Raw genomic sequence first — 22434 nt, 5'->3', positions numbered from 1 at the left:
TAACAAGTTTTACTTGTTACTCTTATCATCTCGTTTGGCCCAACTTTTTATAACAACTAAACTCGCCTTAGTCAGCGAGTTTTTGCATAAGATAAGTGTGCTGAAGCGCTAAACGTTTAGCGGTTTCTTTTAAATTAGCGGCGGCACTGTGACCACCGTCAATATTCTCGTAATACAAGAAGTCATGACCTAAATCTTCCATACGTTTAGCAACTTTACGAGCATGCGCTGGGTGTACTCTGTCATCTTTGGTTGAAGTGACAAAAAAGACTTCTGGATACTGACCTGCAGGGTCGATGTTATGGTAAGGTGAAATTTGGCGCAAGAAGGCGCCTTCAACGTCATCCTCAGGATTGCCATATTCCCCCATCCACGACGCACCTGCTAACATTTTGTGATAGCGCATCATATCGAGTAAAGGTACTGCACAAATAATAGCGTTAAATAAGTCAGGGCGTTGAGTGAGCATAACCCCCATCAGTAAACCACCATTCGAGCCACCTTCAATGCCTAAATGCTTAGGACTGGTGATGCCTTTTTCAATGAGGCTTTCAGCCACCGCAATAAAGTCATCATAAATGCGCTGACGATTGGTTTTAAGCCCGGCTTGATGCCATTTAGGTCCGTATTCCCCTCCACCACGAATGTTGGCAAGCACATACACTCCGCCCTTTTCTAACCAGAGTTTTCCTCTGAGTGCTGAATAACTAGGATTAAGAGAAACTTCAAAGCCGCCATATCCATAAAGCAATGTTGGATTCTTAGCGTCCATCGCGACGTTTTTATCTCGAACAACAAAATAAGGAACTTGAGTACCATCTGAACTCGTCGTGAAAAACTGTTCAGATATCATTGTGCTCGCATCAAACCAAGCTGGCAGTCCTTTTGCTTTTGCCTTTTCGCCACTTGCCGTATTATAAGTCCAAAGCGTATCTGGCGTTAAAAAACTCTCTGAACTAATAAACGCAACATCTTCTTTATCATTAGTTGAACCAATCGATACCGTGCCATTAGCTGGAAAATCTAACTTTTCAGAGCGCCATTGGCCATCAACAAAATCAAATGCAAATGCGGCACTCGTTACGTCTTCAGATATTGAAAGTAGCAGTTTGCTTTTAGTCGTACCGACATTGTAAAGCGATGATTTTGCATCTGGGCTAAACACTAGGGTAACAGTTTCAATGCTACCGTCTTGCATGAAATCATGGATATCGAAACTCACTAAATCACCGGTTTTAAAATCACGCCAGTCTTCATTCAGTTGGATGAGCATTTGGTCTTTGAATAAGCCGTGTGTGTTATTTTTTTCAGGAAGGGGCATAATAACAGGAGCTTGCGGTTGACCGTCTTTCATCGGTACCCACTCTAAAATAGAGTCGTAAAAAGTAAGCGAGCGCGCATTGATGATTTCACGCGAGCCATCTGCCAATTCAATGACACTGCCCCAGTAGCCAACATCTTGTTGCTCCCCTTGGCCAATTTTTTGCGCTTCGGATAAAGGTGTGCCGCGTTTCCAAAGTTTAGCAATCATAGGATAGCCGCTATCAGTCATGGTGTTGTCACCAAAATTAACACCTATTACGGCGTGATTTTCATCAAGCCAAGACATTGTGCCTTTGGACTCCTCAGTCACAAATCCATCTTTTACCCAGTTCTTACTTACCGTATTAAATTCGCGGCGCACAACGGCGTCTTTTCCGCCATCAGACAAATTAACAATACAACGTTTATAATCTGGACCAAGGCAGCTATTGCCTTTGTAAACCCAATTCTTGTTTTCATCTTTTGCGAGCTTGTCAAAATCTAGTACCGTTTCCCATTTGGTATTTTTGGACAAATAGCTTTCGAGTGAACTCTTGCGCCAAACACCGCGAACATGAGTTTCATCTTGCCAAAAATTATGTACCTCACCGCCTCGGTATGACACATAGGGGATTTTGTCTTTCGAGTTAAGAATTTCTAATGCTTCTGTCTGCATCGTGTCAAAACGAGGATCCGACATAAGCTTCTCTAAGCTACGAGCATTCCATTTATTGACGTCTTGAAGGGCTTTTTCACCCAAGACTTCTTCTAAGTAAAGATGATCATTGTCTGTTTGGCCGGGTGTTTTATAATCAATATGTTTGTATCTCACTTTGCTTATAGTCTCTTGTGTAGCAGATGGTGCTGTCGCTTGTTCATTTTGTACTTGGTTTTTATCGTTGGAACATGCGGAGAGCCCCACGAGAGAAAAGCCTAAAGCAAGCCCTAACGTGGTAACTCTAGCGATTGAAATTGACATCTTATAGTCCTTAATTTGACGATTTTTATTTTTATAATTGCTCAGTTTAGTTTGAACCTAACAAAGATACAAGAAACTGCTGATTTGGCGCTTTGAAGAAGAAACAAGGTTTGGTTTTCTAGTGCTAACCTCTGATAATAAAAGAAAAAACGATCATTTTCGATCTTTTCCAACCACTTATTTGTCATACATTCAACGAGGCAGACACAGGACTATCTCGCTTATTAGTAGCGTAGCTGATCATAGCGGAAACACTCAAACCGGCCGTGTTTTAAACCACATGAAGTTATCATAAGTAAATTGTCTTTTATGACGAGCTAAGCGACTTAAAGTCGGGCGAACAAAGTTTAAAGTAGAGGCTCACTACTTTCTAATACTAGACGGTTATTACACGGGGCCCGCCTGAAAAACCACGCTGCGGCTCGTGTATTATTAAAGACTAGAGTGAGAAATAAAATAAAGTACTCGAAGGACGATTGGTTAATAACGGACGTTAAAAATACGATTAGGTTTAACGGATATATTATTTTTAAATTCCCGAAGTTAGTGTATCTGATATCAATATTTACCTGATTTTAAAAAGTAAAAAGCCCCAATTCTAAAACAGTAAACAGGGGCTTTTTCAAGAAAACTAATGCCTAGTCTTCAGTGTTTGTCTCGTCTTTGTACTTATCAAACCAAGCTAAAATATAGCCAATTTTACGTGCAAGGTTTGAAGGTTTCGCCGCGATACCGTGGTAAGCTCCTTGAATACGAACCAATGAGCTTTCTACACCTTGTAACCGCAATGCACCATAATACTGTTCACTTTCAGACATAGGAGTACGAACATCTAATTCACCTGTAAGTACCATTGTTGGTGTTTTTACATTGCCAACGAGTGATAACGGAGACCGGTTCCAATATTGTTCGTAATCGTTCCACGGTAAATCTGTGAACCAATATTTACTCATATAAGCATAAATATCAGATGCGCCTATCATACTTATCCAGTTTATTACCGGTTTAGCTACAACCGAAGCTTTAAATCGGTCAGTTTTACCAATAATCCAAGACGTTAACGTACCACCGCCTGAGCCACCTGTTACAAATAAGTTCGACTCATCTATATAGCCTTTGGCAATCGTAGCATCAACCATATCCATAAGATCGTTATAATCTTGTGAGGGGTAATTTTTATCAATTAAATTAGCAAACTCTTCACCTTGAGACGTAGAGCCTCGTGGGTTGCCGTATAAAACTACATATCCTGCAGCAGCCATTAATTGTACTTCTGTTGAGTAACCTGGGCCATATGCCGTGTGTGGGCCACCATGTATTTCTAAAATTAATGGATATTTTTTCGTTGGATCAAAATTTGGTGGTGTTACTATCCAAGCTTGGAGTTCTCTCTTATCAACACTGCTTTTCAATGTCATTAATTCTGGTTTGTTTACTAACTTGTGATCAAATACATCACCATTTAAGTCAGTAAGCTGTATTGTTTTACCCTTTCTATTCACTATTGCTAGATCAGCTGGGCGATCTCCCTGCGAAGCAGTATACACAACACTACCTTTAGGTGTGACATCGTAATGACCGGATGTATATGGACGACCTAAATTGGTGCCACCTAAGTTACTTGTTTTAGTTGAAATTTTACCGGATAAACTTACATAGGCTACATTTTTCTTACCCATATCATCATAACTGAAATATAAGCCTTTACCGTTATCTGCCCATTTAACCACTCCAACAGAGCGATCTAAGTTTTTAGTGAGATTTTCAATATTAGAGCCATCAGAAGCCATAACGTATAATTGGCTTAGTTGATTAGATTTACCGTTATCTTCATTTCCAACAAACGCTATTTTCTTACCATTTGGACTTAATTGAGGACTATGCTCTGGACCAGTCATATTGGTTAATTGAGTAACTTTTAACGTATTTATGTCAATACTAAACAGGTCACTATTAAGCATATCAAACTCGGCATCTTCCTTGGTGTTTGCTGCAATAATTAACTGCCGGCCATTTTTAGCCCATGTCATGGTCCCTGCATGATCGTGTGCGCCTTGGGTAATTTGCCTAGGTGTTCCACCAATGGTAGGCACAACATACACTTGCATGTTGCCTGGGCGTTTCATCCCCATGCCATCACGCTGAAAATTAGTTTGATCGATATATTGAGCGCTTTCTGCCCACTTCGCGTCTTTTGGCTTAAAATCTAAATTAAATAAAGGTTTGGATTTAGTTGGTGTAAACATTGAAAAGGCCAAATATTTACCATCCGGTGAAAAGCTCATACTGCTAGGGCTCATAGAAACATCTGTTACGCGAGTAGTGCTGTTTGATGCTAAGTCTTTCAAATACACTTGAACCTTACCTTCTTTACTCGAAAGATAAGCCAGTTTAGTACCATCAGGTGAAAAGACGGGGCTAAAATGATTTTTACTATCAGAAAGAATAGGTAGATGACTACTACCATCCAGTGCTACCGACCATAAGTTACGTCGCACTGAGTCCGTCATAATATCCATACTTCGACGCTCGTAAACAACGTGTTTACCATCAGGTGTGACAACCGGATTAGCCGCATATTCAAGGTTAAAGACATCTTTCAAAGATAATGTATTGCTTGTTGCTTCATGCGCAAAAGTTGTATGGCTGGCAAATAACGCACTAAATAACAGCGGTATCGATGATTTAATTAAATAGTTTTTATTCATGATAAGTTTATCTCTTATTGTTTTAATTAGATAAAAATTTAAAAGCTGGATTAAACATAGCTTATTCAAGGATATAAGCACCATGTTTTTAATGTAGATAGCCAACTTTACAAGGTGAATTGCATGAAATAATGGTTGAGTGCCTAGCGAGCACCACGTAGTTAATCGCTCAATAGTTTCACTAAGGCCTAAGTAAACCTCATGGTAAAATGCAAAGTTCAAGCTTGGGAGATGTCATTATGTCCTCATGATAGTCATTTAGACATACACTATTAAACTTTAACTCTTACTTTGAATCTGACAAAATGCAGATATTAACTTCTTGTTAAAAATAATAATAAACATTGGAAATTACACTCTCAAACATTCAAATCATTGAACTCTTCTTTAGGTTTTGTGCCGTTGGTCAGCTTGGATTACTCATCGTTTTTTTAATTAAAAAATATCCCTTGTTACCTTTGCCACAAATCGGGTTAATCGTTTGTTTAATATCATATATTCTCTTAACAACCCCCATTGAAAATGTTCACTTTGGCAGTTTGCGTAACATTTTATTGCTGGGCACTGACTTAATCCCATTAGCCGTCCTATGGTTTACTTTAGATAAGTTAAAAATAAACTTTAAATTGTTCCAACAAGCCAAGTGGTTATTACTGCTTATATCAATGTGGCTACTCACCCTAATGTACGTATTCTTGATCTTGAAAGGACGTAGTATTTTGCATGACATGAATCATGCAGTAGGCATTGTGGTGTTACTTTGGGTTATTTATATTTGTCTTTCAGAATACATTGATGATCTGGACAATCGTCGACGAAACACTCGCTTATTATTAGTTGCGTTTTGCTGCTTTTACATGATTGGACTCGTGTCATTTGAATTTATATTTCAAAACATTCGAGACACTACTGCCTTTGGCCTGACTAATGCTTTTATTATTTTTTTATTAGTCAGTGTAATTGCATCAAATCTTCTAATACCTAGAGCGTCAACGCTTTCTAAAAACAAGATGTTAAAGAATAGTTTAGCTCCTGAGATAACTAAGAATGAAGATCAGCAAACTCTCGAATCAGTGCAACTTACCTCCTTAAAGAATTTAATGGATGAAGGGGTGTTTTTGCAGCAAGAATTGACAATTGGAAAACTGGCAAACATGTTAGCACTACCACAGCATCAACTTCGTCAGCTAATTAATCAACAACTTGGTTTTAGTAATTTCTCACATTATTTAAATAGTTATCGTATTCCGTGGGTATGTAAACAACTTCAAAAAAACTCCAAAAAACACATACCGATACTTACCTTAGCTCTAGAAGCTGGATATGGATCAATTGCCCCCTTTAACCGTGCTTTTAAAGTACAAACAGGTTTAACACCCAAACAATATCGTGATCAATTTTAAAAATGATCAGCATTTTTTATTTTCGATAAGACGTAGTAGCAACAAAAACATTTAATGGACCCTTCATTCATTTAAGGAGTTGCTATGAAAAAAGCATTGTTCATTTTATTCATTTTTATATTGCTACCACTATTGTATACAAGCTGGCCTATTTATCAGGGTATGGCCTTTCGTGGCATGTTGCCCATGATAGGTTTTAACTACATTACTTGGCCTACGGAGCAACCTACAAGCAATAAAGTGTTAGATATTAGATTCAAGGAAGTCGCAAATCAAGCGATAGAATTGCTGTCCTTGCAACAACAAAAAATTGCGGCTCCTGGCTATACAGCAGCGGTAGCTCTAGATGGTAAATTAATTTGGGCAGGTAGCGTTGGCTGGGCGGATATTACTAATAAAATTGCGATGACGACTGACACTCAACTAAGAATTGGCAGTACATCCAAAGCATTAACTGCAACTGGTCTCGCCCGTCTAGTTGACCGCGGCCAACTTAACTTAGACCAGCCTTTAAGTGATTATTTTGATGTAATACCGAATCGACACTGGGCAAATATTACTGCAAGGCAACTGGCATCTCACAGCGCAGGTATTCCACATTACGGAGACAACACCGAAACCTTTGGTATATTAGAAACATTAAGTGCTCAAACGCATTTTAAAGATCCTCTTGAAGCCATCACAATATTTGATGAAAGTGACATGCTTTTTGAGCCTGGAGAACAATTTAGTTATTCATCATTTGGCACTGTTTTACTCAGCGCATTAATGCAAATCAAAGCAAAAGTGACTTATCAAACCTATATGCAACAAGCAGTATTCAAGCCGCTAGCCATGAACTCAACGTTTACCGAAACACCACATAAAACAAGCAATAAACTTGCGACATTTTATTGGCAAGACAAAAACCAACCTCAACGATTAAAAGTTTGGTATGACGTTGATTTAAGTCACCGTTTAGCAGGAGGCGGCTGGGTATCAACGTCCAAAGACTTAGTAAAATTAGGGCAAGGTTTTATGAATAATGACTTTATTTCAGCAGAAACCAGAGCCACCTTTTGGACGCCGCAAAAAATCAACAATGGTGAAATAAACCCGCAAAAATATGGCATAGGCTGGCGCATTCATCAACTTGATTTATGCGATGGCTACCAACCGCTTAGTTTCATTCATCATGGTGGTGTATCCGCTGGAGCACAAAGCTTTTTAATGATTATTCCGGAGTATCAATTGTCAATATCGGTTAATGCTAATATCAGAACTGAAGTATTCTCAGATTTTGCTAGTGTTTCCTATGAACTAACTAAACTATTCATTGATGCAATAGAAAAACAAAAAACAATAGATACCTTCATCCCATAAATTAATCATTAAAATTACCACACAACAGCAAAGTTGACACTACAGAAGCCATTAGGACTTCGCAAAATGAGCCCACAAAGAGAGAGTGAAACCTTATTCTTGCAAATGTGAAATGGAAATCTGTACTGTCAACTTTCTATTGCCTATTTCAGGCTCTCAATAACAGGTGAAAATCTGGTTTTCTGAGTTTCCAATAACGTAATTATCGCGAAAACTTGCAGGCTAGAATAATATAAAAGAAAAAATTACAGGACTTTACTTTAATGAAAGTCACGTACCATTTTGCATAGCAGATGTTTCGATGAAGCTTATGGTTCGAGTTAAAACCGCAGTCATCTATATCTGTTCATTTATATATTATATGAGGCGTTAAATAAGCCTGTTGATTTTGACGCTCCACATCCTATTAAACAAAAAGCTATCGTTTTACATTTGTTACGACCATAAGTGCAGCCATGAGTTGTTCACATTTAGCTGGATCTTCGGCTTCTTTGTGAGGTGACGAAAATTGTTGAGCGTCATTATCGAAATACTTACCTGACGCGTTTAGAAATTCCGCAGAGTTCACTGCTTCAACTAATATATTTGCGCCAATACTTAAATCATTTCCTGCTAAGCCAAACCCTTCTTTAACCATTTTACTCGCTAATAACGATCCTGGATTTACGGCCACGATCACTTGGTTACTTTTTAATGATTTAGCCATTTCTTGTGACCAAACAGTAAGAGCTAACTTACTTTGCGCGTAAGCTTGAAAATCATCATCAATGACGTGCTTACCCAACAATGCATCTATATTAACAGGGGCTTGCGCAGCCGATGATAAATTAACCACTCGAGCATTTTCAGATAATAAAGGCGTTAAATGTTTAGTGATAATGTAGGGAGCAATTGTATTCACCATAAATCTGACATCTAAACCGTCATCGGTGATCGTGTTGCCTGTTTTGAACACCCCCGCATTATTGATAATTGCGTCTAAATACTCATGTTCAATTTTTATTTTGAATGTTAACTCATTTACATCACTAAACAATGATAAATCGGCTTGATAACTGTCTATTTGATTACCGCCACTCATTTCCTTTAGTAACTGAATTGTCTGTTGAAGCTTTAGTGGGTTTCGTCCATGAATTAATAAATGATGGCCTTGAGACGCTAATATTTTCGCAGTTTCTAAACCTATTCCATCGGTAGCACCGGTAATTAATATTTTTTTCATCATCTTTTCACTCCCTATTTATCAATAAATTAAGCGTTATTACTAACAGTGCCTGCTCGTATATTCAATTTGCATAACATTCGATAAGCACATGTATCTCATATAAAATAACAACGAAATACACTAGCTATTTAATTAATCTTTCAGATACAAAGTTAAATTCTCCATTGCTCCTGACGTAGATAATAGTCTCTTTTGCAGTTTTTATATTATGGACAAATGTATCACTAGAACTAAAGTAGCTACTGCTTCTTAAGCTTTTCACTTGACTGGTTTCTTTCGAAATATAATCAACGTCTCCTTGAATGATCACTGCTCGAAACTCTGAAGCTGTTGTGGAAATTTTATATTTTTCATTCTTAGCTAACTTTATAAGATAACCAGCAGAATTCGTTACTTTAATATTTTGCCAAAGATATGAAATGGCAATATTTTCACCATCAATGAATGATGAGTCATTTTGTTTAAGCCAAACCAAATTAGAGGTGTGTAAATTAATAGGACGTTCGCCATTATCAAATTTTTGATCTTGAGACTTTACTAAATAAGGACCACTATCAATTTCAAGATATATTAAATTTGTTTCGCCATCAGCTGCTGTAATATGGTTTTCTCCTGCTGGCTGAGTCCAAAAAGATGCAGTAGGAAGCCACATGTTTTCAGCCTTAGGATCATCGTTATGCATTAATCCATCAATCACAATCCCGCGGTATGAGATATTATGAATATGAGGCGGAGATGAAAATCCTTTGTTGAATTTCACTAACATACCTGTGGCAACATTTTTTGTTCTATCGCCCCATAAATCTGCTGCCCCAGGACTTTTATCACCACGCAGTGGATTCAAATATCCCCAGTTAATATCTTCTGAAGATTTTACTTCTGAATTTTTATTTTGATTATTCGCAAAACTAAAAAAGGAAATATAAAAACAATAAAACTTATCAGAAATCTTGAAATAGAAAACATAATCAACCTCTTACATTAATATAATAAGAGATGCCTACTCGACACCTCTTAAAACAAACATTTATCACTAGACGGATACAACAACTTTACCGATTGCTGCACCACTTTCTAGGTGTGCATGCGCATCGCCAACTTCTTCCAGAGAGAATGTCTTGTCATCAAGAATTGGCGTTAGCTTTCCTGCTTCAACAATATTTGCGAGTTGTTTTAATATATGTGCATGTTCTTCGCGTTTCACATTGTGCAACATAGGAATTAACATAAACACGACATGAAGCGATAAGCCTTTAAAGTGAGCAACGGATAAATCTATATTTACCATAGCAACCGTTGAAGCCACTTGACCATTCAATGCGGCAGCCTCAAAAGATTGGAGCATATTTTCACCACCTACCGAATCAAAAACGATATCAAAGCCATGGCCTGATGTATGCTTTTCAACATAATCAACGACTGATTCTGTTTTATAGTTGATAGATTTCGCACCTAATTTTTCGATTAAAGTAGTTTGCTTATCTCCTCCACCTGTAGAAAAAACCTCGGCACCAAAGTATTTTGCTAATTGAAGCGCCACATGACCGACACCACCAGAACCACCATGTACTAAGACTTTTTGACCTTCTGTTATGCCAGCACGTTGCAGTCCTTCATAGGCGGTAATTCCTACTAACGGTAATGCAGCTGCTTGTTCCATGGTTAAATTTTTAGGCTTTAATGCAATTAACTTAGTATCAGCGACCATATATTCAGCCAATGTACCAGGTAAATCAGCTAAACCACCTGCACAGCCATAAACTTCATCGCCAACGTTATATTCATTCACGCCCTCTCCAACGGCCTGGATAATACCAGCGAAATCCATACCCAAAATAGCAGGAGCAGGCGGAGACAGTGGTAACTCTTCACCCATTTGTCTGATCATTGTATCCACAGTATTAACACTGGTTGCTTTAATGTTGATCAAAACATGGCCAGGCTTAACTTCAGGTTTAGCAACATCAACAAGCTCAAAATTTTCAGTACCACCAAATTGATTAATAATCATCGCTTTCATCATTTTCTCCATAATATTTTTAAGTTCTTCTGAATTGAAACCATTATATAACTTGGTTAATAAGTTGATAATTGCTATAAATATATAATCACTTTATAGTTTTTATTGATAATGAATATTCAACATTTAGAATTGTTTGTCCGGATTTCCTCTACTCTTAACATTAGTACCGCTGGCGCCGAGTTAGGCTTGTCACCAGCGGTAGCCAGTAGCCATGTGAATAAACTGGAAGAAAAATTAGGGGTAAGATTAATTCATCGAACAACACGAAAAGTGTCATTAACAGAAGAAGGTCAAGCATTTTTACATCATGCCGAAGACGTATTATCAAGTGTCGAAGCAGCAAAAGCCTCAGTAGGTGCCGGTAGCTCATCTCCCATGGGAACTCTTCGCATTGCAGCTCCAGCATCGTTTGGCCGAATGCATTTAGTGCCGGCGCTTGCTCAATTTATGCAAAACTTTCCTCATTTAAAAATTGATCTAAAGCTATCAGATACTATTGTAGATTTAGTCGAAGGCGGTTTTGATATCGCTATTCGTAATTCTGAATTAAAAGATTCTAGTCTAATTGCTAGAAAATTAACCACTGATAAACGTATATTATGCGCTTCGCCGAAATATATTGCCGAGTTTGGCATGCCAGAAACACCTTATGATTTAAAAAATCATAACTGTATTACGCTAATGGGGTTAGATAATTGGACGTTCCAACAGAAAAAAGAAACCTTTACTATAAAAGTAAAAGGTAACTTTAGAACTGATAACGGAGAAGCAATAAGGGATGGATGTGTAAAGGGTTTAGGAATAACCGTAAACTCAACATGGAGTGCTTATCAGCAACTGTTAAATGGAGAATTAGTAGAAGTTTTACCTGATTACCCATTACTATCTCAAACCGCTATTTGGGCGGTATACCCAAGTTCTAGACAACTTGCTCCAAAAGTTAGAGCCTTTATAGACTACTTAACTGAACATTTTAATGAAAAGCCTTACTGGGACCAAGATTTAGAGAGTTTTTTTCATTAAATATTTGAGTTGAATAGCCCTTAATGCAGTGATCAAATCAGTAAAAAATCACTTTATACTGCGATTCAATCAATCTCGATAAACCTTTGCTTTAGCGTTTTACAATTAAATGAAATGCCTACTTACTGTGGTACGGGTTGCTAATTTAGCTGAATCATTAGATTTTTATATCAATAAATCGTTTTGGTATGGTATTTATAAAGTCACCGGATGATGTCTCAATTGAGCTACTGCAAAAAGGAGAAGCATTAGCGCCACAAGAGCCTTGGATAAATATGGGAATATCAGGATCTGATACTTTCTTCTTCATAATCATTAAGTAAACAACACTTCAAATGAAGTAGGCATAGTTGATATTTTGACAATTATCGCTATGTCTCTAAATTTTGGTTCACTGTTCAAAAAAACACCTACAGTTTAAATTTTTCCCGCCGATAATAAAATAATAAACTCTATCGTTCGAGTTTTTGACAATTTGCCGTAAAGCCAAAACTCGGCCGTGTTCATATTACATGGAGGCAAGTCATGTCGGTAAATTCAACAGCTATTACCACTAAATCAATTAATCAACATGCTCAATATCAGCAAACTTTCGCTCATAGCAGAAAACTTACCGTACTTGATAAGCCAACGGCGTCTGAATCAAAACAAGCGCCTTTTTCAGATTTACAAAGTGTCAGCGTAATCAATCAAGCACTCATGATTCAAATTAAAGATGACACGAATAAAATGTTGTCGAATCCCCCTTCAAAAAATGAAACCCAGCCAACTGACACCTACGACCGCCCTTTAACCCCTAAAGTAGAGTTATTGAAAATTATTTTAGAAGGATATTTTGGTAAAGAATTCGGTGAATTATTTAGTGAGCTCGATTTTCAACCAAACAATGAATCAGAAAGTACTGTTCAAGATCCTAATCAAGAGAATAACGTTAACAGCAGTGAGAGTGAACAAGTTAACATCGACGGCATACCATTTTACTCAAGTGATTTATTAAAAGTAGAACAATGGCAGCACCGAAGCCAAAGTTTAAATTATCAAATGAATGGCGAATTTAATATAAATGGCCAACATCTAAAAATGGATTACTCATTTGCTATTTCAACTGAACAAACTAGCTATAGTTCAATTGAAATGACAGCAGCCGCCTTAAAAGATCCACTCGTCGTGCAATTTGGAAAACGATCAATTGGAGAAATTAAAGACCATCATTCTTTTGATATTAACCGAGATGGTAACTTAGATAATCTACCTGTTTTTTCGGGAGATGTTGGTTATTTAGTGTATGACAAAAATCAAAACTTAAAAGCCGATGATGGCAGCGAATTATTTGGTCCTCAAACAGGACATGGCTTTAATGAGCTTGCAGAACTAGACAGTAATGGAAATGGCTTTATAGACAACGAAGATGAAGTATTTGAACACCTTTATTTATGGCAACCTGAAAAGAGTAACAACATGCTATCGTTATCCGACGCAAATATCCTGGCAATTAATACATCTGCCATCGATACTCCTTTTTCATTTTACGATACCCAAGGCAATATTATGGCAGAAATGCGACGCTCAAGCTTTGCGATCAGTACTGATGGTGTAGGAAAAGGGGTTCATCAAATTGATGTGAGAATTTAATCAATTCTGTACTTTTGCTGAGATAAATTCACATGATACTGAACTGATTAAAGAAATATTTACCTTCAACTTAAGCCAAAGTTTCAAGCTTATTTGAGGCAACTTTAATGGCGAAATTTCGCAGCGATTTCAGCTGCGGACTCTCTGTCTGCCAATAATGCCAATACAAGGGAACATCAATAAAATAGCCAGGCACTAAATCAATCAATTCACCTTGTTCAATAGCATCACCTAGTTGTAATGTCGGTAAAAGCCCATAACCTAACCCCGCAATCATCGCTTGTTTAAAGCCTTCTGATGAAGGACAAATATGGGTATATTTTGGCACTGACTTGTTCAATTCATTGAGTAATTGATGCTGCAACTTGTCATGCTCGTCATACACTAAACAAGGTAATTCAGTAAGTTGTTCAACGGATGTGATGTTATGGCGTTTAACAAAATTTGGGCTAGCAATCACTTTATACCTAAAAGCCCCTAAAGCACTGACTAAGCCACCATTTATCGGTTCTTCATTAGAGCAAATACAAACCATCACTTCGCCCGCCTTCATCCTTTTCAACGCGATAGATTGATCTTCGGCAATTATTTCAAAGCGAAAGTCACAAACTTTTTCTGCCTTGGGTAGCATTAATGCTTCAGGTAACCAAGTGGCTAACGAATCAGCATTAGCAGCTAATTTCACGGTTAACGGTGAGTCTTGTAAATTTTCGTCAGCTAAAGAGCGAATGCTTAAGGCCACTTCAAGTTGGCGAACTTGTTGTAAGTGATTTAATAACCTTTTACCGATTGCTGTAGGTTTTGGTGGTTGTTTACGAATTAAAACCGGTTCGCCAATCATTGACTCTAATTGATGAATTCGCCGACTTACCGCCGATTGGGTGATAAATAACTTTTTCGCCGCTTTTTCAAAACCTTTTTCACTCACTATGGCCGCTAAAGCGTCGAGCAGTTGATAATCAATCATGAGTATTTCTCATATATCATTACTTTTATTCATTGTACTTATATCAATTTTATATTTAAGCTGCAAACTTTAAAAAATAACTAAATCATATTTTTTACCAAAAACTTGAAATAAAGGATTGAAAAATAATGTCATTTTTTACCGGTATGATGCTGGGGCTAAGTTTAATCATTGCTATTGGAGCACAAAATATTTGGGTTTTAAGTCAGTGTATGGCGGGAGCGAATCGTTTAGTTATCGGAATCGTTTGTATTATTTGTGATACGAGCTTAATTCTTATTGGCGTTTACGCGGCGAGTGAACTACAACAATGGTTACCTGAATTTATTCCTTTATTTACTTGGGGAGGAATAGTTTTTTTACTGTATTTAGCTTATGGGTCATTATCTCGTTCAATAAAAGGCACTTCAGGGTTGCAGTTAAAAACATCTCTTAAAGTAACTTGGTGGAAAACGGCACTTGCTGCTTTAGCCATTAGCTTATTAAACCCACATGTCTACCTAGATACCGTAGTATTACTTGGCAGTATTGGCGCACTACAACCGGATCCCACCTTATTTGCGCTTGGCGCTTGTTTAGGATCAATTATTTGGTTTACTAGCCTTGTCGGCTTTGCGCCTAAATTAAAAGTGATACTTAACTCACCTGCACGCTGGCGAATCTTTGACTTTGGCATTGCATCATTACTGATTATTGTCGCTGCACAACTCTTTTTAATGGCATAAATTACAAAGCTTTATATTTCAACACCGACAATAAATGACTACAGTTATCGCTCTAAACAACCGTATTAGTATTCGTTGAGCTCGAGATTCGAGGCGATTTTTTAACAGGCCTATCAAGTAAAGCCTGGTTATTGTTCAACCAAAGCCATTACGTATAGTAGCCATTTTCTGTTAGCGCTTTGGGTTTAAAATAGACGAGCTGTTTATCGCTTTGCTGTGCTAAAGCACCCTGCGCGAATTTAAAGTGAGCACAGTTTATCTTCTTGATACTAAGACAAATGTATTCCCTTTAATATTAACACTTTTGCCATTGCTCTTTACTAAATAGTGCTTCTTTACTGTTTTAGGAAAGACTTAAGAAACGTTTAGACATCAACATAACAATTCCGGTAAATAACAACCAAACACTATCAGGGCTAGGTACAGTTTGTTGATTTACCGGACTCCATACCGCCCATACTTGTCTTTGTGGATTAGGGGTATTAGGTTGAAAATGATCTACAGGGATCATATCAAAATGATCATCAGGAAATGGATTACCAGCGGAAAACGCATCAGGTATTGAATCCGCATAATTAACCGCAACACTTGCTCCAATGTTACCGGGTGTATGTGTTCGAAAGGCAGTAAAAATCCAACATGTATCATTGTCAGTATCTTTGCAGCCAAACGTTAATTCAGGCATAGTATCATAATCACCCAACAAAACCTGATCAAGGAGCGCCGCTGAAAACAGAGCTTTATTTCCATCATTAACGGGCCCAAAGTCATAGCCTCCTCCAGGTTGTTCGAAGAGTTGACGACCTGTCAAATCTGAAAAACGTACATTGTATAGGTTTCCATCAACAACAATATTATCAGCGCCAATGAGTAAATTATCAGTATTAACTATTAATGAGGCGTAAACATGAGATGCGATGAATTGACTACTTAGAAAAATAAAGATAGATGTCATTTTTTTCAATGAAAGGTACATGATAAATCCCTCTTAGTTATTTAACTCGAAATAAGCATAGGCCATACCAATGCTAAAATATAACCAGTATTCAAACCATTACTAGTTGTCGAGATTTCTCATTTATTCAAACTGTAAATTAACCTGACACTTCTCATTCATAATAACGGGTCACATAAGACTTCACGCCACACAATATATCTCGCATTTAACTAGAGTGCCCTTTCCACTTTTTATATACAAAAGAGCATAAAAGTTATAATTTTTATTTAAATCTAAACTAAAAATCTTGCTTGAAATTATTCTCACAATCCCTAATTAAATGATCGTAGCTAGGTTGTCTTTTATAGAGATCTTGCTCCAACTAATTGTCTAAATTTTATGTTGCTTCCAATGGAGGATATATGATGAATTCAGTCGATTTAACCCCTTTATATCGCAATAGTGTTGGTTTTGATCGTTTTGCGTCTATGCTCGATAGCGCACTAACATCTGATACAACAATCAGCAGTTACCCCCCTTACGATATCGAAGTAATAGAGGATAACCGGTACGCTATTACTTTAGCCGTTGCTGGGTTTTCTCAAGATGAGCTCGACATCCAAGTTGAAAAAGGTGTGCTAACCGTTCGTGGTGATAAAAATTCTAAGGATAAGCACAAATACCTTTATCACGGCATCGCAAATAGAACATTTGAACGTAAATTCAACTTAGCTGACTATGTTGAAATAACAAACGCCAAATTAGCAGATGGACTATTAACGATAGATCTTATTAAAGAGATTCCTGAAGCAATGAAACCTAAAAAGATAGCCATTAACCAACAAACAACTGCGATAGAACACAAAGTAGAGGAAGAACAAAAAGCCACTAAAACAGATAAAGCGGCTTAACACAGCAAGGGTGTACTCGTTACACCCTTCTATTTTCATAACCAAATGATTATTAGCACTTTTATGTAAAAAAAACGTTATTTTACAGAGTCATTAAAAAATTTGTTTTTAAACTTGAAGTTTTATTTTTCGCCCATATCAAAAAAATCAACTCGTTTCGTACATGTTTTTTGGGAATATTCCCGGTAAATTAGGAGACTATAAACAATGTATTTTTCGATTTTCAAAAACGCACTTAACCTAGCGCATTTACCGCTATTTCTGGCATTTTATATTCATAAAATTATTAATCTATAACTCTTGGAGAACACTATGCTAAATGTGAGCAATTTAACTCGCAGCTATGGCAGTTTTGTCGCAGTAGATGACGTGAGTTTTACTATCAAAAAAGGCGAAATTATTGGTTTACTTGGCCATAACGGTGCAGGAAAAACCACGATTATGAAAATGATCAGTGGATACTTAGAAGCAAACGCTGGCGAAGTTTCTTTAAATGGGATATCGCTGAAATCGCAAACAAAATTATTACAACAGCAACTCGGCTACTTACCTGAGAACTTACCTGTTTACCCGGAAATGACTGTAGCAGAATACTTAGATTATGCCGCTGACTTAAAAGGAATGAAGGCTAATGTTAAAATTGCTGAAATAAAAAGAGCTATCCAAGCGACTGATTTATCAGCAAAATTACTTGCACCTATTGAAACCTTATCGCGTGGTTATAAACAACGTGTCGGTGTTGCTCAAGCTATTTTAGGTCGTCCAAAATTATTAATATTAGATGAGCCAACAAATGGCTTAGATCCTGAACAAACCCAGCATATGCGAGCTCTCATCAAAGAAATAGCTAAAGATGCCACAGTTATATTATCGACTCATATAATGCAAGAAGTGAATGCATTATGTGACCGTGTCTTGATCCTAAAGTCTGGTCGCTTAGTGCTCAATGAAAAATTAGCAGCCTTACAGCACAGCCTGCATATTACCGTGAAAACTGATTACAAAAATAAACAAAATCTCGAAAAAATTTCAGGTATTAAGCAAGTTAAAAGTTGCGGAGAAAACACCCTTTTTATAACAATCTCAAAACAAGAATTTGCTCAAAATATTTGCAGCGACATTAGCAAAACTATCATTGAAGCAGGTGCGAGACTGTTCGAAATTTATCCTCAAAAACGTGATTTAGAAACGGTTTTCAATCAAATAAATAGTAATGAGTACAATCAAAAAGAGTCAGATGAGGGGGTAGAAAATGCAGCCTAATCATACAGCTAAGTTTAATGCGAAACGCATTGCTCAAAAAGAAATTGCTTTATTTTTTGCATCACCGATAGCGTACCTTTTTATTGGGGCGTTTATTGCTATTACCCTTTTTATTTTTTTCTGGGGAGAGTCTTTTTTTTCTAGAAATATTGCAGACGTTCGCCCCATGTTTGAATGGATGCCATTATTACTCATTTTCTTGTGTTCAACTTTAACCATGAAACTTTGGAGTGAAGAAAGAAGGAGCGGCACGATAGAATATGTGCATACGCAATCAGTCCCGTTGTGGCACTTTGTCTTGGGGAAATTTTTAGGGTGTGTATCGTTACTCAGCATCGCTATGATCATGACTTTACCTTTACCTATAACCGTTAGTATTTTAGCAGAACTCGACTGGGGACCAGTAATTTCAGGTTATTTAGCCGTATTACTACTTGGTAGTGCCTATATCGCAATTGGCTTAGCCGTTTCCGCAAGAAATGATAATCAAATTGTCAGTTTAATCACCGCTTGCTTTATTGGTGGCTTGTTTTACTTTATAGGTAGCTCAGCTTTCACTGACTTTTTTGGCCATCAAAGTGCCGAATTCTTTCGCCAGTTAGGCACAGGTTCTCGTTTTGAAGACATCACACGTGGCGTGTTAGATGTTCGAGATCTGTATTATTATATTTCTTTAACTCTCGTTTTTTTAGCGCTCAATACTTATTTTCTTGAGCAAGAGAGATGGGCGATCAACACCAAACAAAAAATACATAAAAGTCGTTATCATCAACATTGGCAAATGATCACTGCTTTATTAGTGATAAATTTATTATCTGCTAATTTATGGTTAAGCCAATTACCTCAATTACGACTTGATACAACGGCAGGCAAACAGTATTCAATTTCAGAAACTACCGAAAGTTACCTTGCACAATTACAAGAACCGATGTTAATTCGTGGCTATTTTAGTCAAAAAACACACCGCCTACTCGCCCCCTTAGTTCCTCAAGTGAAAGATTTGCTGGAAGAATATGAAGTAGCTGCAAAGGGTCGCGTAAGAGTTGAGTTTATAGATCCTATACAACACCCTGAATTAGAAGAAGAAGCAAATAGTAAATTTGCTATTAAGCCTGTGCCATTTCAAGTGGCAGATCGCTACCAAGCGTCAATTGTCAGCTCATACTTTAATATACTCGTGCAATATGGAGATGAATATAAAGTGCTTGGCTTTAGAGATTTAATTGAAGTAAATGCCAGAGCAGAGTCTGATGTAGAGGTACTTTTACGTAATCCTGAACACGATATTACCAGAGCCATTAAAACAGTTCTGCACGGTTATCAAAGTGCAGGAAACTTGTTTGACAATGTAAAACAAGCACTGACTTTTACCGGCTATATTTCAGCCGCTGAAAAATTACCTAAACAACTGGTTGAATTTAAAACCCGCATTGAAGAACAATTAAGCAAGATAAAGGAAAAATCAGAGAATAAATTACACGTACAATTTATCGAACCTGAAAAAAATGGTGGTGAAGTTGCACAAAAAATAGCTGAAGATTATGGCTTTCAACCGATGGCAACAAGCTTATTTTCAAACCAAGCATTTTATTTTTATTTGACGCTTTCTGCAGGAGACAAACTCGTTCAAATATCGCTTGATGACTTTAGTGATGCTAGCTTTGAAAAAAATATTGATGCCGCAATTAAACGATTTGCCACCGGCTTTACTAAAAATGTAGCACTAGTGACGCCTCCCTCTTCGTCTTATGGCATGTCACAAGCAAACTTTAATCAACTAGAGCGTATGCTTGGCACAGAATTGAACGTGATAAATGAAGACTTAACCGATGGTTCAGTTTCAGGAGAAGCCGATGTATTAATGTTAGTTTCGCCAAAATTATTGGATGAAAAACAATTATTTGCCGTTGATCAATTCTTAATGAAAGGTGGTACTGTGATCGCCGCTACCTCCCCTTTTAGTGCAAATTTCACTGGAGGCGGTTTGTCAATGGCTTCCCATAAAAGCGGTCTTGAAGAATGGTTAAGTCATCATGGTTTAACTATCGAAAACAGTCTTGTACTAGATGCAAATAATACTGCGTTTCCAATTCCTGTAACTCGGAGTGTTGGAGGCTTTCAAATTCAAGAAATGCGTATGATAGATTATCCCTATTTCATCGATATTAGAGATGGGTTAAATCAAGAAATTTTGATCACGTCTGAATTACCGCAACTGACCGTGCCCTGGGCTTCACCAATAAGCATTGCCGAGCAAAACAAAGACATTACATTCACTTCACTGCTGACAAGCTCAAACAATGCTTGGACTTCAACGTCATTAGATATCATGCCGAAAGTGAACCAAAGTGGTGAAACGTCTTATCCTTCTCAAGGCAAGACAGGCAAGCAAACTTTAGGGGTAATTGCTCAAGGTAAGTTTACTTCTTATTTTGCTGATAAAGAATCACCTTTACTGGCTTCGCTATCAGAAAAGGTTGAAACAGAACAACAAAAAAATGAATCAGAAAACTCAACCGAGGAGTCGTCAAAACTTGATGTTAGTAGCGTCATTAAACACGCGCCAGACAGTGCCCGTATCATCTTAATTAGTGCTAATGATTTTGTACAAGATCAAGTATTACAATTAACCGGCGGTGCAAGTCAACATGATTATCTCAATAGCTTACAACTTTTAGTCAATAGTATTGACTGGTCATTGGAAGATAGAGGCTTAATGAGTATTCGCTCTCGAGGAAATTTTAATCGAACCTTGCCGCCAATGGATCATAACGAACAACTCTTTTGGGAATACAGTAACTATGTTATCGCATTTGCGATGTTAGCAGGAATTGCATTGTGGCACCGACAACGAAATAAACGTAAACAGCGTTATTATTTAACTTGGTTAGCGCAATAGGAGATTTTAACTATGAACAAGCACATCCCCCTATTATCGGCCTTTTTTGTTTTACAGCTCGTCATTGCAGGTTTTTTGTTTTCAGCTAATTCTGCGATGGATGAAGTTATCGAGCAAAAGCCTTTATTAACCATCAATACTGATGCAATCAAAAAAATTAAAATTATCGAAGATGATGAGCAACTTACTTTTATTCAAAAGGATAATCAATGGCAGCTTGATGGATATTCTGCACTTGTATTACAAAAAAATAAGTTAAGTGCATTAACGTCTGAGTTAGCAAACCTTCACGTTTCTTGGCCCGTAACCAGAACCACAAGTAGCCATGAGCGCTTTAACCTTACGCAAGATAATGTTGAGAAACAGGTGATCTTTTCAGATGACAATGGCAATGAACAGGTGCTACTTTTAGGTAAATCTCCTAGTTATAAACAACTTTATGTTCGTGATGTAACAGACAACGATGTTTACTCAATTAAATTTAGTACTTATCAACTCTCTAGTGATGTGAATAACTGGTTTGATAGATCAATGTTATCAATTGATAGCATCAATAAAATTAGCCATAGCCAAGTAAACCTAGCAAAAACGGACGAAGGGTGGCAATTATTGCCCCCTTCTACGCTGGATAAGCAACAAGCTTTAGATACAACATCCATTGAAAACTTTATTAATCAACTGACTAGTTTATCGGTAACTGGCTTAGCCTCTGAGACATTGCAAGCTACCAATACTTTAACAGTGCACAACGATCAAGATGAAAAATTTGTTTATAGTTTTGCTGAAAATTCCGATAATTATTTTGTCAAACGTGATGACATTGACTATTGGTTTACTTTGCCAAAATTCAAATTTGAACAAATTGCACAATTGTCTTTAAACCAATTTACTTTAGCAAAAAATAGCGATGGGGAGGACAAGGCAACCACTTTATCAGACGAATAAAGGTCACAAGTAAATAGGGGAAGCAGTAACACACTTCCCCCTTTAATATTTAAAATATCTAGATTAATCAATTGTGGCTTTTTCAAGCACAATAAATTGAACATAATTTTATATTGCTTAATGTGAGGAT

Annotated in this window: 16 protein-coding genes and 1 pseudogene; 10 read left to right on the top strand and 7 right to left on the bottom strand. The window is 37.2% G+C overall.

Features of this window, described 5'->3' with window-relative positions; translation table 11 throughout:
- Positions 1-67: 67 nt before the first annotated feature.
- Together RM573_RS14105 and RM573_RS14100 are read right to left on the bottom strand one after the other, a co-directional pair.
- Positions 68-2281: a prolyl oligopeptidase family serine peptidase gene (locus RM573_RS14105; protein ID WP_311583377.1), complete on the bottom strand. Its 2214-nt coding sequence runs from the start codon at positions 2279-2281 to the stop codon at positions 68-70.
- A 638-nt stretch (positions 2282-2919) separates the two neighbouring features.
- Complete coding sequence (locus RM573_RS14100; protein ID WP_311583374.1) at positions 2920-4989, bottom strand: S9 family peptidase; 2070 nt, start codon at positions 4987-4989, stop codon at positions 2920-2922.
- Positions 4990-5333: 344 nt separating this feature from the next.
- Between RM573_RS14100 and RM573_RS14095 the strand changes: the two genes are divergently transcribed.
- Together RM573_RS14095 and RM573_RS14090 are read left to right on the top strand one after the other, a co-directional pair.
- The gene (locus tag RM573_RS14095; RefSeq protein ID WP_311583372.1) at positions 5334-6392 is read left to right on the top strand and encodes a helix-turn-helix domain-containing protein; all 1059 of its coding nucleotides are present in this window, start codon (positions 5334-5336) and stop codon (positions 6390-6392) included.
- 84 nt (positions 6393-6476) lie between these two features.
- Positions 6477-7754: a serine hydrolase domain-containing protein gene (locus RM573_RS14090; RefSeq protein ID WP_311583370.1), complete on the top strand. Its 1278-nt coding sequence runs from the start codon at positions 6477-6479 to the stop codon at positions 7752-7754.
- Between the two features lie 418 nt (positions 7755-8172).
- Here the strand turns inward: RM573_RS14090 and RM573_RS14085 are convergent, their stop codons facing one another.
- From RM573_RS14085 to RM573_RS14075, 3 genes are all read right to left on the bottom strand, one after another.
- Entirely contained in the window at positions 8173-8979 is an 807-nt protein-coding gene (locus RM573_RS14085) for an SDR family NAD(P)-dependent oxidoreductase (protein WP_311583367.1), read from the bottom strand.
- Between the two features lie 124 nt (positions 8980-9103).
- On the bottom strand, positions 9104-9823 hold the full coding sequence (locus RM573_RS14080) for a DUF4437 domain-containing protein (protein ID WP_432280244.1): 720 nt from the start codon (positions 9821-9823) through the stop codon (positions 9104-9106).
- Between the two features lie 189 nt (positions 9824-10012).
- Positions 10013-10999, bottom strand: a complete 987-nt coding sequence (locus RM573_RS14075) for a zinc-dependent alcohol dehydrogenase family protein (RefSeq protein WP_311583365.1) — start codon at positions 10997-10999, stop codon at positions 10013-10015.
- Positions 11000-11110: 111 nt separating this feature from the next.
- Between RM573_RS14075 and RM573_RS14070 the strand changes: the two genes are divergently transcribed.
- The 3 genes and pseudogenes from RM573_RS14070 to RM573_RS14060 all read left to right on the top strand — a co-directional run bounded on the left by RM573_RS14070 (position 11111) and on the right by RM573_RS14060 (position 13657).
- Complete coding sequence (locus RM573_RS14070; RefSeq protein WP_311583363.1) at positions 11111-12025, top strand: LysR family transcriptional regulator; 915 nt, start codon at positions 11111-11113, stop codon at positions 12023-12025.
- 188 nt (positions 12026-12213) lie between these two features.
- Positions 12214-12348, top strand: a pseudogene (locus RM573_RS14065) (hypothetical protein); the annotation flags it as partial.
- Positions 12349-12550: 202 nt separating this feature from the next.
- Positions 12551-13657 carry an SPM autocatalytic domain-containing protein gene (locus RM573_RS14060; RefSeq protein WP_311583361.1) on the top strand — a complete coding sequence of 369 codons (1107 nt, stop codon included), beginning with the start codon at positions 12551-12553 and terminating at the stop codon, positions 13655-13657.
- Between the two features lie 70 nt (positions 13658-13727).
- Here the strand turns inward: RM573_RS14060 and RM573_RS14055 are convergent, their stop codons facing one another.
- Positions 13728-14624, bottom strand: a complete 897-nt coding sequence (locus RM573_RS14055) for a LysR family transcriptional regulator ArgP (RefSeq protein WP_311583359.1) — start codon at positions 14622-14624, stop codon at positions 13728-13730.
- A 128-nt stretch (positions 14625-14752) separates the two neighbouring features.
- Between RM573_RS14055 and RM573_RS14050 the strand changes: the two genes are divergently transcribed.
- Positions 14753-15349 (top strand): LysE/ArgO family amino acid transporter, encoded by a 597-nt coding sequence (locus RM573_RS14050; protein WP_311583356.1) that lies wholly within the window; start codon positions 14753-14755, stop codon positions 15347-15349.
- Positions 15350-15692: 343 nt separating this feature from the next.
- Here the strand turns inward: RM573_RS14050 and RM573_RS14045 are convergent, their stop codons facing one another.
- Positions 15693-16325, bottom strand: a complete 633-nt coding sequence (locus RM573_RS14045; protein ID WP_311583351.1) for a hypothetical protein — start codon at positions 16323-16325, stop codon at positions 15693-15695.
- Between the two features lie 386 nt (positions 16326-16711).
- On the opposite strand from RM573_RS14045, the gene RM573_RS14040 reads away from it, so the two are divergent.
- The 4 genes from RM573_RS14040 to RM573_RS14025 all read left to right on the top strand — a co-directional run bounded on the left by RM573_RS14040 (position 16712) and on the right by RM573_RS14025 (position 22304).
- Positions 16712-17197: an Hsp20 family protein gene (locus tag RM573_RS14040; protein ID WP_311583467.1), complete on the top strand. Its 486-nt coding sequence runs from the start codon at positions 16712-16714 to the stop codon at positions 17195-17197.
- Between the two features lie 312 nt (positions 17198-17509).
- Positions 17510-18460, top strand: coding sequence for an ABC transporter ATP-binding protein (locus RM573_RS14035; RefSeq protein WP_311583348.1), 951 nt, complete (start codon positions 17510-17512; stop codon positions 18458-18460).
- On the top strand, positions 18450-21359 hold the full coding sequence (locus RM573_RS14030; RefSeq protein ID WP_311583345.1) for a Gldg family protein: 2910 nt from the start codon (positions 18450-18452) through the stop codon (positions 21357-21359). The genes RM573_RS14035 and RM573_RS14030 overlap by 11 nt, the downstream gene beginning before the upstream one ends.
- Before the next feature lie 12 nt (positions 21360-21371).
- The gene (locus tag RM573_RS14025) at positions 21372-22304 is read left to right on the top strand and encodes a DUF4340 domain-containing protein (protein WP_311583342.1); all 933 of its coding nucleotides are present in this window, start codon (positions 21372-21374) and stop codon (positions 22302-22304) included.
- Positions 22305-22434 lie beyond the last annotated feature (130 nt).

The organism is Thalassotalea castellviae (genome assembly GCF_031846185.1).
Classification (GTDB): domain Bacteria; phylum Pseudomonadota; class Gammaproteobacteria; order Enterobacterales; family Alteromonadaceae; genus Thalassotalea_H; species Thalassotalea_H castellviae.
This window is presented reverse-complemented; position numbering and strand designations above follow the sequence as displayed.

Excerpts from the sequence above, each read along its gene's own strand:
- RM573_RS14070 (WP_311583363.1), top strand. The coding sequence starts at position 11,111 with ATGAATATTCAACATTTAGAATTGTTTGTCCGGATTTCCTCTACTCTT.
- RM573_RS14030 (WP_311583345.1), top strand. The coding sequence starts at position 18,450 with ATGCAGCCTAATCATACAGCTAAGTTTAATGCGAAACGCATTGCTCAA.
- RM573_RS14040 (WP_311583467.1), top strand. The coding sequence starts at position 16,712 with ATGAATTCAGTCGATTTAACCCCTTTATATCGCAATAGTGTTGGTTTT.
- RM573_RS14090 (WP_311583370.1), top strand. The coding sequence starts at position 6,477 with ATGAAAAAAGCATTGTTCATTTTATTCATTTTTATATTGCTACCACTA.
- RM573_RS14025 (WP_311583342.1), top strand. The coding sequence starts at position 21,372 with ATGAACAAGCACATCCCCCTATTATCGGCCTTTTTTGTTTTACAGCTC.
- RM573_RS14085 (WP_311583367.1), bottom strand. The coding sequence starts at position 8,979 with ATGATGAAAAAAATATTAATTACCGGTGCTACCGATGGAATAGGTTTA.
- RM573_RS14105 (WP_311583377.1), bottom strand. The coding sequence starts at position 2,281 with ATGTCAATTTCAATCGCTAGAGTTACCACGTTAGGGCTTGCTTTAGGC.
- RM573_RS14060 (WP_311583361.1), top strand. The coding sequence starts at position 12,551 with ATGTCGGTAAATTCAACAGCTATTACCACTAAATCAATTAATCAACAT.
- RM573_RS14100 (WP_311583374.1), bottom strand. The coding sequence starts at position 4,989 with ATGAATAAAAACTATTTAATTAAATCATCGATACCGCTGTTATTTAGT.
- RM573_RS14050 (WP_311583356.1), top strand. The coding sequence starts at position 14,753 with ATGTCATTTTTTACCGGTATGATGCTGGGGCTAAGTTTAATCATTGCT.
- RM573_RS14055 (WP_311583359.1), bottom strand. The coding sequence starts at position 14,624 with ATGATTGATTATCAACTGCTCGACGCTTTAGCGGCCATAGTGAGTGAA.
- RM573_RS14075 (WP_311583365.1), bottom strand. The coding sequence starts at position 10,999 with ATGAAAGCGATGATTATTAATCAATTTGGTGGTACTGAAAATTTTGAG.
- RM573_RS14035 (WP_311583348.1), top strand. The coding sequence starts at position 17,510 with ATGCTAAATGTGAGCAATTTAACTCGCAGCTATGGCAGTTTTGTCGCA.
- RM573_RS14045 (WP_311583351.1), bottom strand. The coding sequence starts at position 16,325 with ATGTACCTTTCATTGAAAAAAATGACATCTATCTTTATTTTTCTAAGT.